Genomic DNA, 13,327 nt, shown 5'->3' with positions numbered 1-13,327 from the left:
TGCGTCTTACCGCCCGGCGCTGAGCCGCCGGGCGAAGGGACTTGGGGCCGCGCGAGGGTATCTCGCGCGGCCCTTTTCTTTTGCGTGGGGCTGTCTCTGCGCGACCCCCTCGGACAGCAAAAAGGCCGGCCCCCGAGGGGACCGGCCTTCCTTGCGTCTCAACGCGGGAGATTACTGGTATTGGCCCACCAGGTTCTCCACCAGCGCGCGCTTCTCGGAGATGCTGTCGCCGCCGTGGATCACGTTCAGGACGGAGGCCGCTTCGGCATCAGTCAGGGCCGAGGCGTCGACATTGGCGAAGTTCTCGATCTGGGCGATCTGCCCGTCGGTCGCAGCCAGGGCGGCGGAGCCGGTGGCGGTGGCGAGGACGAGGGCGGCAAAGGTGGTTGCGGTTTTCATGACAAAGCTCCTTTGGAGGAATGGGGATTCAGGGAGGGAAGGGGAGAGAGCCCGCGGGGCGCCGCCTTGGGAGAGAAGCGGCGCCCGCGCGGAGCGGGGGGATTACTGGTACTTGCCGACCAGGTTCTCCACCAGCGCGCGCTTCTCGGAGATGCTGTCGCCGCCGTGGATCACGTTCAGGACGGAGGCCGCTTCGGCGTCGGTCAGGGCCGAGGCGTCGACATTGGCGAAGTTCTCGATCTGGGCGATCTGCCCGTCGGTCGCGGCCAGGGCAGCGGAGCCAGTGGCGGTGGCGAGGACGAGGGCGGCGAGGGTGGTTGCGGTTTTCATGACAAAGCTCCTTTGGAGGAATGGGGATTCAGGGAGGGAAGGGGAGAGAGCCCGCGGGGCGCCGCCTTGGGAGAGGAGCGGCGCCCGCGCGGAGCGGGGGATTACTGGTACTTGCCGACCAGGTTCTCCACCAGCGCGCGCTTCTCGGAGATGCTGTCGCCGCCGTGGATCACGTTCAGGACGGAGGCCGCTTCGGCGTCGGTCAGGGCCGAGGCGTTGACATTGGCGAAGGTCTCGATCTGGGCGATCTGCCCGTCGGTCGCGGCCAGGGCGGCGGAGCCGGTGGCGGTGGCGAGAACGAGGGCGGCAAAGGTGGTTGCGGTTTTCATGGTCTGTCTCCTTGGTTCGATGTGACGGTCTGTTGAGGAAGCTCCGGGCGCCGGGCCGCGGGGCGCGGCGCGCCGGAACGAGGGGTCAGCGGTACTGGCCGACCAGGTTCTGCACGAGCGAGCGCTTCTCGGAGATGCTGTCGCCGCCGTGGATGACGTTCAGCAGCGAGTTCACTTCGGCGTCGCTCAGGCCCGAGATGTCGACATTGGCGAAGCTCTCGATCTGGGCGACCTGCGCGTCGGAGGCGGCGAAGGCGGCCGAGCCGGTTGCTGCGGCGAGAACGAGGGCGGCGAAGGTGGTTGCGGTCTTCATGGTCTAGCTCCTTTTGGGTCTGCCCGGGGGCGGCGCTGTGCCGCGAGGGCCTTGGTTGGGTCGAACGTTTCCGTCCGGTGCTCAGGACTTGGGGAGCGCCCGGGACCTCTGCCAATCACGGAAATCCTCGCGCCGGCTCACAGAGATGTGCCCTTGAAAAACGGTGGCGGATTCCGTGGCGCGGGATCCTTGAAAACCATTTTAAATCAGTGTGTTATGCGCGGGATTTTGCCGGGGCCCGGCGGGGATCCGCCGCGCGATCGGGCGGCGGAGCGCAAAATGGTGGCGCTCACAGAATCTGTTCATCTGCGCACTGAAACACAGCTCACGACCCTGCTCCTGCGCGCTCACGCAGTCCGGCGCCGGAGCGCCCCGGGCGTGACGGATTGAAACGAAATCGGGTGGAAAGTTTGGCCGCCGGGGGCCGAATAGAGGCTTGAAACCCCGCCGCGCCGAGGGTATCCGAGGCGTCGTGATAGGGGTATAGCTCAGTTGGTAGAGCGACGGTCTCCAAAACCGTAGGTCGCGGGTTCGAGCCCTGCTGCCCCTGCCACTTTCCAGACAGTTCGATCGGGTGTGCCTGCGTGCGGATGTGCGCTGCGGTGTGATTGTGCGGGGCGCTGCGCCCGGGTGTGCGTGTCGCAGGGTGCCGAGTGGGCGCGCTGCGTCGGGGTGGAGTGTGAGGCGGCGCGGGGTGTGAGGCCGCGCGCCTTGTGCGCCGGCCGCTGGGTCACACTGGGCGCTGGGTCGCATTGGGCGGTGGTTCCGCGATGCCCGGTGCATGCGATGCCTCGCGCCGCATACGCCCCACCAGCCCCACCGCCTGCCCCCCAAACACGAAAAAGGGCCCGCGCACTGGCGGGCCCTCTTCGTCGCGCGCGGGGGTAGGACCCCGCGCGGCGCTTTGTCGGTCGCTTACATCAGCAGGCCGGAGAGCTTGGCTTCGATGTCGCCGCGCATCTCGTTGCTGTTGATGATCGCCAGCGCCGAGGCAACTTCCTCGTTGCTGAGCGTCGTCACGTCCACCTCGGGGGCGTACTGGTTGATCAGCGCCGCTTCACCGCGGGTGGCGTCATTGGCGTCGCTCATCGGGGTGTCGTCCTCGATCAGCAGCGCCTCGATGCGGGTCGCCTTGTCGCCGTCGTTCATCTGGCTCTGGGCGGCCACGAGCGCCGCGTCGACGCGGGCCTGCGGCAGCATGGTGTAGTCCACGCCGTCGACATAGCCGTCGAGGATCGCGACCTCGGCTTCGGTCAGCATGGCCGAGCCGGACACTTCGCCTTCACCATAGAGGGCGGTCAGCTGACCGGTGATCTCCGAGCGGCTCTCGTTCGAGCGGATGACGTTCATGGCGGTGGCCACTTCGGCGTCGCTCCAGGCCGAGATGTCGGCGTTCGGCAGATAGGTCTCGATCTGCGCGCGCTCGGCTTCGGTCGCGGCAAAGGCCGGTGCGGCCACGGCAAAGGTGAGGGCGGTTGCGGTCAGAATGCGTTTCATAACTGAACTCCTTTCGGTCCCGTTCTCTGTCTGTCGAACCCGCCGGGTCGCGGCGGGCGGCGCGGGCTATCCTGCGCCGGTCTGGACAATGAACGGCGAGATGCGGGCGGCGTTCCCCGGCCTCGCGAAAACCGGAGCGAATCTCACGTCGCCTTGAGGGTGCCTTGATCGCCGCGGCGCGGCACACACGCGGGCGCGTTCTTCTTAGATACGCGCGAGGCGGGGGAGGGGTGGGGTGTAAGAGAGGCGGGGGAGGGGGTGTGGCGTAATTGGTGGGGAAGAAGGTGTGATGGTTGGTGGCGTGGAGTGGCGGGGTGGCAAAGCGGCTGAGTGGCCGGCGGTTGGGGCAGCGGCTATATGGCTGGCGGTTGGGCGGACAGCGAGCGGCTGGGTGGCCGGAGCGATGCCTCTTTGCTGCGAGCTCCGCCCTCAAGCCTGACTCCGAGGCCGCGCATCGTTCCTCCCTCACGTTTCCGACCCCACCATCCGTCCCTGTGCCGTCGCGCTCTCTTGCGCCCGAAACTCATCGAAGATGCCGCGCTTGGGCCCTAGCGCTTTCTTGCGCCCGAATAGCATCGAAGATGCCGGGCGCGCGCCGGACCGGCCCGATGGGCCGGCGCTCCTTGGGATGGCGTGCGCCGATCATCGCTAGCCCTGACCTTGCTGGGATTAAGCGCGCAGCTCAGAGGTCGGCAGCGCCGGCCCCCGGTCCGGCGCGCGCCCTATGTTGCGCGGGTTTTGAGCGGACATGGGCTACGTAGAAAGGTTGGGTGGCTGCGCAGGTGGTTCGCCCGTTTCTGAGCAGTCGTCGTCGTCTAGGTGATGCTCAGCTCCGTTGAGGTCTCTCCCTGATCTGGGAGAGTTTTGCGCCTCTTGCGCCCGAATAGCACCGAAGGTGCCGGGCGCGCGCCGGACCGGCCCCTTGGGCCGGCGCTCTTGGGAGTGGCGCGTTTCGTTCATCGCTAGCCCTGACCTTGTTGGGATTAAGCGCAAAGCTCTCCCGTCGGCAGCGCCGGCCCCCGGCCCGGCGCGTGCCCTCTGTTGGGCCTGTGGCGGGGGCGGTGGCTGTGGCGGTGTGCGCTGGTTCGGGCCGAGGGGCACCGTGTCGGGGAAGGGCAGTGGGCGCGGCGTCCCGATAGACCGGTTTTGGGCATGGCCCCCGCTATAAAACATCTGTCCGAACCGACCGCCCTGCAGCAAACAAGCCGACGCGCCCGCCTCCCTCACCCCCTCCCAAACCCCCTCCATCCCCCGCCTCCCACTGGAAGCGCTTGAAGTCGGGGCCCGGAGGCCGTATCTGCGGCGCGAAGCGCGAGAAAGAGGTCCGTCATGGCCAAGACCAATCCGATGCAGTTCGTCCAGCAGGTCCGTGCCGAGGTCAGCAAGGTTGTCTGGCCCACCCGGCGCGAGGTGCTGCTGACGACCGTCATGGTCTTCATCATGGCGACCCTGACGGCGATCTTCTTCGCCCTCGTCGACCTCGGCATCCGCAGCGGTCTGCAGGGCATCCTGAGCGTCTTCGGCGGCTGAGCCGGCCCCGGCGAGACCGCTCTTGAAATCGGTCGAGCGGACTTGTAGTGGGTGCGCACTTCCGGGATGGGCGTGCAATGAGTCGCGTTGCACGCCGCTTTTCTATTCAGACACCCCGATCTGACGGGAACGAGATGAGGACAGAGCCTGATGGCGAAACGGTGGTATTCGGTTAGCGTTCTCTCGAATTTCGAGAAGAAGGTCGCCGAACAGATCCGGACAGCGGTGGCCGAGCAGGGTCTCGAGGACCGGATCGAAGAGGTCCTGGTGCCGACCGAAGAGGTCATCGAGGTGCGCCGTGGCAAGAAGGTCAACACCGAGCGCCGCTTCATGCCGGGCTACGTGCTGGTGCGCATGGAGATGTCCGACCAGGGCTATCACCTCATCAACTCGATCAACCGGGTGACCGGCTTCCTCGGTCCGCAGGGCCGGCCGATGCCGATGCGCGACGCCGAGGTCGAGGCGATCCTCGGCCGCGTCCAGGAAGGCGAGGAAGCGCCGCGCACGCTGATCCACTTCGAGGTCGGTGAGAAGGTGAAGGTCAACGACGGCCCCTTCGAGGACTTCGACGGCATGGTCGAGGGCGTGGACGAAGAGAACCAGCGCCTGCGCGTCTCGGTCTCGATCTTCGGCCGCGAGACCCCGGTCGAGCTGGAGTTCACCCAGGTGACCAAGCAGGGCTGAGGCCCGAAGCGACCTGCGGGGCCTGCCTTTCGCGGCGGGCCTCGGTTCTGGCGGCCCCGCCGCCATCCCCCAGACCCAATGGCATGATCGCGGGCGCGCCCGGGCCGGACGGCCTCTGAGAGAGCGCCCGCAGACAGCCATTGCCCACCCGGGCCGCGCGCCCGGAACCCCTCTCCCAGATCAAGGCTTGCCGAATCCCGGACAGGGGTGTATCCGCGCGACCTGTCCCGGAGCCCGGGACGGCTTCCGTTGTGGGAGGCGAGGACGGCGCGCCGTCCGGACCAGACCACACAACATCAGTGCCGAGGGACGCGTCCCGCGGCAGTTGGAACAAAGGAGACGCCAAATGGCCAAGAAGCTTGCTGGCACGATGAAGCTGCAGATCCCTGCAGGCCAGGCAAACCCGAGCCCGCCGGTCGGCCCCGCGCTCGGTCAGCGTGGCATCAACATCATGGAATTCTGCAAGGCGTTCAACGCCAAGACGCAGGAGATGGAGCAGGGCGCCCCCTGCCCGACGCTGATCACCTACTACCAGGACAAGTCCTTCACGATGGAAATCAAGACGCCGCCGGCGTCTTATTACCTGAAGAAGGCCGCGGGCCTGAAGCCGGTCGGCAAGCGCAACCGTCCCCGCGGCGCCGAGAAGCCCGGTCGCGAGACCGTGGCGACCGTCACCCGCAAGCAGGTGCGCGAGATCGCCGAAGCCAAGATGCGCGACCTCTCGGCAACCGATGTCGAAAGCGCAATGAAAATCGTTCTGGGCTCGGCGAAGTCCATGGGTATCGAGGTGAAGTGAACATGGCAATGCTCGGAAAACGCACCCGCGCCGCGCGTGAGGCCTTCGCCGGCAAGGAAAACCTGACCGTCGAGGAAGCCGTCTCGCTGATCAAGGCGAACGCCAAGACGAAGTTCGACCAGACGCTCGAGATCGCGATGAACCTCGGCGTCGACCCGCGCCACGCCGACCAGATGGTCCGCGGCGTCGTCGGCCTGCCGAACGGCACCGGCAAGACCGTGCGCGTGGCTGTCTTCGCCCGCGGCGCCAAGGCCGACGAGGCCAAGGAAGCCGGCGCGGACATCGTCGGCGCGGAAGACCTTATGGAGACCATCCAGAACGGCACCATCGAGTTCGATCGCTGCATCGCGACCCCGGACATGATGCCCGTCGTCGGCCGCCTGGGTAAGATCCTCGGCCCGCGCAACCTGATGCCGAACCCCAAGGTCGGCACCGTGACCATGGACGTCAAGGAAGCCATCGAGGCGGCCAAGGGCGGCCAGGTCCAGTTCAAGGCCGAGAAGGCCGGCGTCGTGCACGCGGGCGTGGGCAAGGTCTCCTTCGACGAGGCCAAGCTGGTCGAGAACGTGCGCGCCTTCGTGGACGCGGTCTCCAAGGCCAAGCCGGCCGGCGCCAAGGGCACCTACATGAAGAAGGTGTTCCTGTCGTCGACCATGGGCCCCGGCGTGACCGTGGACATCTCGAACGCCACCGGCAACTGAGCCCTCGGGTTCGTCAGGATAGAGATGAGGCGGGCGGTCCTTCGGGGCCGCCCGTTTTTGTTTGTGCGGGGGAGGGGGTCTTGGGGGGTGACGTTGGTGCCGGGGCGTTCTTCACGGCTTTGAAGCGCGTGGTATGTCTCAGCACCTATTATTCCCCGGAGCGGTGAGAGCGGCGAGCACTCGGCCGCTGCCGAAAGCGGATCTGGCGCCTGGCTCTCCGTGCCCACTCTCACCCACGCTTCCCTTGCGCCCGAATAGCATCGAAGATGCCGGGCGCGCGCCGGAGCGGCCCTATGGGCCGGCGCTCCTTGGGGTGGCGTGCATAGCTTGCCTCTAGTCCTGACCTTGTCGGGATAAAGCGCTCTGCTCAGAGGTCAGCAGCGCCGGCCCCCGGTCCGGCGCGCACCCTCTGTCGAGCTGGTGGAGAGGGTGGTGGGGCGGCACAAGGCGACAGCGCGTTGATCAAACCTCTCAGTTGGACGCCACGCTGGCGCCAAAGCGCCCGCTTGCGTCCGAAGGGCAACGAAGATGCAGCGCCAATAACCCCGCGCGCTTCCTTGCGCCCGAATAGCACCGAAGGTGCCGGGCGCGCGCCGGACCGGCCCCTTGGGCCGGCGCTCCTTGGGGTGGCGTGCTTAGATCGCCGCCAGCCCTGACCTTGTTGGGATAAAGTGCTCGGCTCAGAGGTCGAAAGCGCCGGCCCCCGGTCCGGTGCGCGCCCTCTGGTGCGAGAGCGTTGAGCGGGGAGGGGGCTCTTTGTGAGGGTGGGGGCCTCGGTCACTGGCGCTTGGCGGTCTTCGGAGAAAGGCGCGAGGGGCCGAGCTGGTCTTGGCGGCTCTTGCTGCCCGAGTGACACTGGTCGTGGCCGGTGCGCTCCGATCGGCGCTCGGTTTCCGAGATCACATCCTCAACCCCACACCTCAGCCCACAGCCCGCCCCACGCCGCCCCCAACCCCACACCCCAGCCTACAGCCCACCCCCCACCTCTTGACCGCTCCGCCCCCGCAGGGCAGACTTTCCGGGCTTCCCCGAGGTCGGTCGCGGTTTTCCGCCATCGGCCCCTTGGCAATTTTCCGGAAATTCACTACACGCAGGGTTCGAGGGCGCCTGTGCGATTCGCGGGAGCCCTCGTTTCGTCCGAGACGGTGGGTCGGCCCTGTGCCGGTAAATCCTGCCTGAGACGGGAAGAGCATTTCGATCCTGCGCTTCGCGAAGCGTCGGATCAGCGATTGCGACACCCCGTTCGGACCTGACCGCCGGACCTTTCGAGGTCCAGCAAAAAGAGCCGGAGGGGAAACCCTCCATGAATTGGAGTGAAACTGTGGATAGAGCCCAGAAAGAGAAAGTGGTCGAGGAACTCGGCCAGATCTTCGAAAGCTCTGGCGTTGTGGTGGTTGCCCACTACGAAGGTCTCACGGTTGCCCAGATGCAGGATCTCCGGGGTCGCGCGCGCGATGCCGGTGCTTCCGTCCGCGTCGCCAAGAACCGGCTCGCAAAGATCGCTCTCGAGGGCAAGCAGTGCGAAAGCATCACGCAATACCTCGAGGGCATGACGGTCCTCACCTATTCCGAAGACCCCGTGGCAGCCGCCAAGGTGGTCGAGGATTTCGCCAAGGATAATGCCAAGCTGCAGATCCTCGGCGGTGCCATGGGTGGCGACCATCTGGACCGGGCCGGTGTCGAAGCCGTGTCGAAGATGCCCTCGCGCGACGAGCTTATCGCTCAGATTGCGAGCTGCATCGGGGCACCCGCTTCGAACATCGCCGGTGCGATCGGCGCGCCTGCTTCGAACATCGCTTCCATCCTTTCCACGATCGAGGAAAAGGCCGAAGCGGCTTAAGGCATCCATGCAGATCATCGTGGGGTTGCAAACCGCACGTTGGGACACATCTAGTTACGGAAAGAAGTCACAATGGCTGATCTGAAGAAACTCGCAGAAGAAATCGTCAACCTGACGCTTCTCGAAGCCCAGGAACTCAAGACCATCCTCAAGGATGAATACGACATCGAGCCCGCCTCCGGCGGTGCCGTGATGGTCGCAGGCGGCGCCGGTGGCGACGCAGGCGGCGCGGCTGCCGAAGAGCAGACCGAATTCGACGTCATCCTGAAGTCGGCCGGCGCATCCAAGATCAACGTGATCAAGGAAGTTCGCGGCATCACCGGCCTTGGCCTCAAGGAAGCCAAGGAACTGGTCGAAGCCGGCGGCAAAGCCGTCAAGGAGCAGGTCTCCAAGGACGAAGCCGAAGAGATCAAGAAGAAGCTCGAAGACGCAGGCGCGGAAATCGAGCTCAAGTAATCCGGCGCGGAGGCGGTTCGCGCCGCTTCCGACCGCGACACGCTTTCGGCTGGATCCGGAGAAATCCGGGTCCAGCCAAGCCTGTCTCAGAGAGGCCCCTTGGTGAGCCGGGGCTTTTCTCAGGCAAGGCTTCTTCGATCGGGAGGCTTCTGGTGGGACAGGGGCCGGGAATGGATCGAAGCTTTCCTTCTCGGTTGAGCGCGCGCCCGGAGCCCGACGGGCCCGCGCTCGGAAGAGACACTGAAAGGTGACAAGCGACCATGGCGCAATCCTTCCTTGGCCAGAAACGTCTTCGCAAATATTACGGCAAGATCCGCGAAGTGCAGGAGATGCCGAACCTGATCGAGGTCCAGAAGCGGTCCTACGATCTGTTCCTGAAATCCGGCGACCAGCCTGCCCCCGTCGACGGCGAGGGCATCAAGGGCGTGTTCCAGTCGGTCTTCCCGATCAAGGACTTCAACGAGACCGCGGTGCTCGAGTTCGTCGACTACGAGCTCGAGAAGCCGAAGTACGACGTCGACGAATGCCAGCAGCGCGACATGACCTATTCCGCTCCGCTGAAGGTCACCCTGCGGCTGATCGTCTTCGATGTCGACGAGGACACGGGCGCCAAGTCGGTCAAGGACATCAAGGAGCAGGACGTCTTCATGGGCGACATGCCCCTGATGACGCCCAACGGCACCTTCATCGTCAACGGCACCGAGCGGGTGATCGTCTCCCAGATGCACCGCTCGCCGGGCGTCTTCTTCGACCATGACAAGGGCAAGACGCATTCCTCGGGCAAGCTGCTGTTCGCCTGCCGCATCATTCCCTACCGCGGCTCCTGGCTGGACTTCGAGTTCGACGCCAAGGACATCGTCTTCGCGCGCATCGACCGCCGCCGGAAGCTTCCCGTGACCACGCTCCTCTACGCGCTTGGTCTCGACCAGGAAGCGATCATGGACGCCTATTACAACACGGTCGACTTCAGCCTCGACAAGGGCAAGGGCTGGGTCACCAAGTTCTTCCCCGACCGGGTGCGCGGCACGCGGCCGACCTATGACCTCGTGGACGCGGGCACCGGCGAGGTGATCGCCGAGGCGGGCAAGAAGGTCACGCCCCGCGCGGTCAAGAAGCTCAAGGACGAGGGCAAGGTCGAGAACCTGCTGGTGCCCTTCGACCATATCGTCGGCAAGTTCGTCGCCAAGGACATCATCAACGAGGAGACCGGCGCGATCTACGTCGAGGCCGGCGACGAGCTGACCTGGACCGTCGACAAGGACGGCGAAGTGACCGGCGGCACCCTCAAGGAGCTGATGGATGCCGGCGTGACCGAGATCCCGGTCCTCGACATCGATAACATCAACGTGGGTCCGTACATGCGGAACACCATGGCGCAGGACAAGAACATGAACCGCGAAAGCGCGCTCATGGACATCTACCGCGTCATGCGTCCGGGCGAGCCGCCCACGGTCGAGGCCGCCTCGGCGCTCTTCGACACGCTGTTCTTCGACGGCGAGCGGTATGACCTCTCGGCCGTCGGCCGGGTGAAGATGAACATGCGTCTCGCGCTCGAGAAGCCCGACACCCAGCGCACGCTGGACCGCGAGGACATCGTCGCCTGCATCAAGGCGCTGGTGGAACTGCGCGACGGCAAGGGCGAGGTCGACGACATCGACCACCTCGGCAACCGCCGGGTGCGCTCGGTCGGCGAGCTGATGGAGAACCAATACCGCGTGGGTCTGCTGCGCATGGAGCGCGCCATCAAGGAGCGCATGTCCTCGGTCGAGATCGACACGGTCATGCCGCAGGACCTGATCAACGCCAAGCCCGCCGCCGCCGCGGTGCGCGAGTTCTTCGGCTCCTCGCAGCTGTCGCAGTTCATGGACCAGACCAACCCGCTGTCGGAAGTGACGCACAAGCGCCGCCTCTCGGCCCTCGGGCCCGGCGGTCTGACCCGCGAACGCGCCGGCTTCGAGGTCCGCGACGTGCATCCGACGCACTACGGCCGGATGTGCCCGATCGAGACGCCGGAAGGTCCGAACATCGGCCTGATCAACTCGCTCGCCACCTTCGCGCGGGTGAACAAGTACGGCTTCATCGAGACCCCCTACCGCGTGGTCAACGAAGGGCAGGTGACGGACGAGGTCCGCTACATGTCCGCCACCGAGGAGATGCGCCACACCATCGCGCAGGCCAACGCCGTGCTCGACGAGAGCGGCAAGTTCGTCAACGAGCTGGTCAACACCCGCCAGGCGGGCGACTACACGCTGGCGCCCTCGGGTGACGTCGACCTGATCGACGTCTCGCCGAAGCAGCTGGTCTCGGTCGCGGCCTCGCTGATCCCGTTCCTCGAGAACGACGACGCGAACCGCGCGCTGATGGGCTCGAACATGCAGCGGCAGGCCGTGCCGACGCTGCGCTCCGAGGCGCCGCTGGTCGGCACCGGCATCGAGGGCATCGTCGCCCGTGACTCCGGTGCGGCGATCATGGCCCGCCGCGGCGGCGTGATCGACCAGGTCGACGCAATGCGCATCGTGGTCCGCGCGACGGAAGATCTCGAGCCCGGCGACCCGGGCGTCGACATCTACCGCCTGCGCAAGTTCCAGCGCTCGAACCAGAACACCTGCATCAACCAGCGTCCCCAGGTGACGGTGGGCCAGCAGGTCGAGAAGGGCGAAGTGATCGCCGACGGTCCCTCCACCGACATGGGGGAACTGGCGCTCGGCAAGAACGTCATCGTCGCCTTCATGCCCTGGAACGGCTACAACTACGAGGACTCGATCCTGATCTCCGAGCGCATCGCGCAGGACGACGTGTTCACCTCCGTGCACATCGAGGAATTCGAAGTGGCGGCGCGCGACACCAAGCTCGGGCCGGAAGAGATCACCCGCGACATCCCCAACGTCGGCGAGGAAGCGCTCCGCAACCTCGACGAGGCGGGCATCGTCTACATCGGCGCCGACGTGGAGCCGGGCGACATCCTCGTGGGTAAGATCACGCCGAAGGGCGAAAGCCCGATGACGCCGGAGGAGAAACTGCTCCGCGCCATCTTCGGCGAGAAGGCCTCGGACGTGCGCGACACCTCGCTGCGCGTGAAGCCGGGCGACTACGGCACCGTCGTGGAGGTCCGCGTCTTCAACCGTCACGGCGTCGAGAAGGACGAGCGCGCGCTGCAGATCGAGCGTGAAGAGATCGAACAGCTGGCGCGCGACCGCGACGACGAGCTGGCGATCCTCGACCGCAACATCTACGCGCGTCTCAAGACCATGATCCTCGGCAAGACCGCGGTGAAGGGTCCCAAGGGCGTGAAGGCCAACTCCGAGATCACCGAGGAGCTGCTGGACAGCCTGACCCGCGGTCAGTGGTGGCAGCTCGCCCTCGGCGAGGAAGAGGACGCCAAGCACGTCGAGGCCCTGAACGAGCAGTACGAGGCGCAGAAGCGCGCGCTCGACGCCCGCTTCGACGACAAGGTCGAGAAGGTGCGCCGGGGCGACGACCTGCCGCCGGGCGTGATGAAGATGGTCAAGGTCTTCGTCGCGGTGAAGCGCAAGCTGCAGCCGGGCGACAAGATGGCCGGCCGTCACGGCAACAAGGGCGTCATCAGCCGCGTCGTGCCGATCGAGGACATGCCGTTCCTCGGCGACGGCACGCCGGTCGACTTCTGCCTCAACCCGCTCGGCGTGCCGAGCCGGATGAACGTCGGTCAGATCCTCGAGACCCACATGGGCTGGGCCGCGCGCGGCCTCGGCATCAAGGTCGACGAGGCGCTGCAGGACTACCGCCGTTCGGGCGACCTGACGCCGGTCCGCGAAGCCATGCACAACGCCTATGGCGATGATGTCTACGACGAGGGCATCAAGGACATGGACGAGCAGCGCCTGCTCGAGGCGGCCGCCAATGTGACCCGCGGTGTGCCGATCGCCACCCCGGTCTTCGACGGTGCGAAAGAGCCCGACGTCAACGACGCGCTGACCCGCGCGGGCTTTGACGAGAGCGGCCAGTCGATCCTCTTCGACGGGCGCACGGGCGAGCAGTTCGCACGGCCGGTGACCGTCGGCGTGAAGTACCTGCTGAAGCTGCACCACCTGGTGGACGACAAGATCCACGCGCGCTCGACCGGCCCCTACAGCCTGGTCACGCAGCAGCCGCTCGGCGGCAAGGCGCAGTTCGGCGGTCAGCGCTTCGGCGAGATGGAGGTCTGGGCCCTGGAAGCCTACGGCGCGGCCTACACCCTGCAGGAAATGCTGACGGTGAAGTCCGACGACGTGGCAGGCCGGACCAAGGTCTACGAGTCGATCGTCAAGGGCGAGGACAACTTCGAGGCCGGAGTGCCGGAATCGTTCAACGTGCTCGTCAAGGAGGTCCGGGGTCTGGGCCTCAACATGGAACTCCTGGATGCGGAGGAAGACGAGGAGTGACGCGCTCCCCCGGCGCGGGGCCCCTGGCCCCGCCCCGGTTTCCGCGCGGAAA

The 13,327-nt window shown here is 66.2% G+C and carries 12 protein-coding genes and 1 tRNA gene; 8 read left to right on the top strand and 5 right to left on the bottom strand.

The genetic code is table 11. The features are described from left to right. Positions 1–171 precede the first annotated feature (171 nt). The 4 genes from LR948_RS03945 to LR948_RS03930 all read right to left on the bottom strand — a co-directional run bounded on the left by LR948_RS03945 (position 172) and on the right by LR948_RS03930 (position 1,371). Positions 172–399, bottom strand: a complete 228-nt coding sequence (locus LR948_RS03945; RefSeq protein WP_232752609.1) for a hypothetical protein — start codon at positions 397–399, stop codon at positions 172–174. A 102-nt stretch (positions 400–501) separates the two neighbouring features. After that, on the bottom strand, positions 502–729 hold the full coding sequence (locus LR948_RS03940) for a hypothetical protein (protein ID WP_232752608.1): 228 nt from the start codon (positions 727–729) through the stop codon (positions 502–504). A gap of 101 nt (positions 730–830) precedes the next feature. Next, a complete protein-coding gene (locus LR948_RS03935; protein ID WP_232752607.1) occupies positions 831–1,058 on the bottom strand; it encodes a hypothetical protein in 228 nt (75 codons plus the stop codon). Positions 1,059–1,143: 85 nt separating this feature from the next. Continuing rightward, positions 1,144–1,371, bottom strand: a complete 228-nt coding sequence (locus LR948_RS03930) for a hypothetical protein (RefSeq protein ID WP_232752606.1) — start codon at positions 1,369–1,371, stop codon at positions 1,144–1,146. A 477-nt stretch (positions 1,372–1,848) separates the two neighbouring features. Here LR948_RS03930 and LR948_RS03925 point away from each other — a divergent pair. Then, positions 1,849–1,924, top strand: a tRNA-Trp gene (locus LR948_RS03925). 362 nt (positions 1,925–2,286) lie between these two features. On the opposite strand, the gene LR948_RS03920 is transcribed toward LR948_RS03925, so the two are convergent. Beyond that, positions 2,287–2,868 (bottom strand): hypothetical protein, encoded by a 582-nt coding sequence (locus LR948_RS03920; protein ID WP_232752605.1) that lies wholly within the window; start codon positions 2,866–2,868, stop codon positions 2,287–2,289. Between the two features lie 1,329 nt (positions 2,869–4,197). On the opposite strand from LR948_RS03920, the gene secE reads away from it, so the two are divergent. The 7 genes from secE to rpoB all read left to right on the top strand — a co-directional run bounded on the left by secE (position 4,198) and on the right by rpoB (position 13,275). Continuing rightward, positions 4,198–4,398: a preprotein translocase subunit SecE gene (secE, locus tag LR948_RS03915; protein WP_232752604.1), complete on the top strand. Its 201-nt coding sequence runs from the start codon at positions 4,198–4,200 to the stop codon at positions 4,396–4,398. Between the two features lie 150 nt (positions 4,399–4,548). Then, on the top strand, positions 4,549–5,082 hold the full coding sequence (nusG, locus tag LR948_RS03910) for a transcription termination/antitermination protein NusG (protein ID WP_232752603.1): 534 nt from the start codon (positions 4,549–4,551) through the stop codon (positions 5,080–5,082). A 346-nt stretch (positions 5,083–5,428) separates the two neighbouring features. After that, complete coding sequence (gene rplK, locus LR948_RS03905; protein ID WP_232752602.1) at positions 5,429–5,878, top strand: 50S ribosomal protein L11; 450 nt, start codon at positions 5,429–5,431, stop codon at positions 5,876–5,878. Positions 5,879–5,880: 2 nt separating this feature from the next. Next, the gene (gene rplA / locus LR948_RS03900; RefSeq protein WP_232752601.1) at positions 5,881–6,579 is read left to right on the top strand and encodes a 50S ribosomal protein L1; all 699 of its coding nucleotides are present in this window, start codon (positions 5,881–5,883) and stop codon (positions 6,577–6,579) included. 1,321 nt (positions 6,580–7,900) lie between these two features. Further along, entirely contained in the window at positions 7,901–8,419 is a 519-nt protein-coding gene (gene rplJ / locus LR948_RS03895) for a 50S ribosomal protein L10 (RefSeq protein ID WP_232752639.1), read from the top strand. A 72-nt stretch (positions 8,420–8,491) separates the two neighbouring features. Continuing rightward, positions 8,492–8,875 (top strand): 50S ribosomal protein L7/L12, encoded by a 384-nt coding sequence (rplL, locus tag LR948_RS03890; protein WP_232752600.1) that lies wholly within the window; start codon positions 8,492–8,494, stop codon positions 8,873–8,875. A 260-nt stretch (positions 8,876–9,135) separates the two neighbouring features. Beyond that, complete coding sequence (rpoB, locus tag LR948_RS03885) at positions 9,136–13,275, top strand: DNA-directed RNA polymerase subunit beta (RefSeq protein WP_232752599.1); 4,140 nt, start codon at positions 9,136–9,138, stop codon at positions 13,273–13,275. Positions 13,276–13,327 lie beyond the last annotated feature (52 nt).

Origin of the sequence: Roseivivax sp. GX 12232 (assembly GCF_021272185.1) — a bacterium.
Taxonomy (GTDB): Bacteria; Pseudomonadota; Alphaproteobacteria; order Rhodobacterales; family Rhodobacteraceae; genus Roseivivax.
Note: the sequence above shows the minus strand (reverse complement) of the source record. Positions and strands in the feature narration are given on the sequence as shown.

What these genes read in the sequence shown, in the direction of transcription:
- LR948_RS03935 (WP_232752607.1), bottom strand. Translation starts at nt 1,058, where the DNA reads ATGAAAACCGCAACCACCTTTGCCGCCCTCGTTCTCGCCACCGCCACC.
- nusG (WP_232752603.1), top strand. Translation starts at nt 4,549, where the DNA reads ATGGCGAAACGGTGGTATTCGGTTAGCGTTCTCTCGAATTTCGAGAAG.
- LR948_RS03930 (WP_232752606.1), bottom strand. Translation starts at nt 1,371, where the DNA reads ATGAAGACCGCAACCACCTTCGCCGCCCTCGTTCTCGCCGCAGCAACC.
- secE (WP_232752604.1), top strand. Translation starts at nt 4,198, where the DNA reads ATGGCCAAGACCAATCCGATGCAGTTCGTCCAGCAGGTCCGTGCCGAG.
- rplA (WP_232752601.1), top strand. Translation starts at nt 5,881, where the DNA reads ATGGCAATGCTCGGAAAACGCACCCGCGCCGCGCGTGAGGCCTTCGCC.
- LR948_RS03945 (WP_232752609.1), bottom strand. Translation starts at nt 399, where the DNA reads ATGAAAACCGCAACCACCTTTGCCGCCCTCGTCCTCGCCACCGCCACC.
- LR948_RS03940 (WP_232752608.1), bottom strand. Translation starts at nt 729, where the DNA reads ATGAAAACCGCAACCACCCTCGCCGCCCTCGTCCTCGCCACCGCCACT.
- rplL (WP_232752600.1), top strand. Translation starts at nt 8,492, where the DNA reads ATGGCTGATCTGAAGAAACTCGCAGAAGAAATCGTCAACCTGACGCTT.
- LR948_RS03920 (WP_232752605.1), bottom strand. Translation starts at nt 2,868, where the DNA reads ATGAAACGCATTCTGACCGCAACCGCCCTCACCTTTGCCGTGGCCGCA.
- rpoB (WP_232752599.1), top strand. Translation starts at nt 9,136, where the DNA reads ATGGCGCAATCCTTCCTTGGCCAGAAACGTCTTCGCAAATATTACGGC.
- rplK (WP_232752602.1), top strand. Translation starts at nt 5,429, where the DNA reads ATGGCCAAGAAGCTTGCTGGCACGATGAAGCTGCAGATCCCTGCAGGC.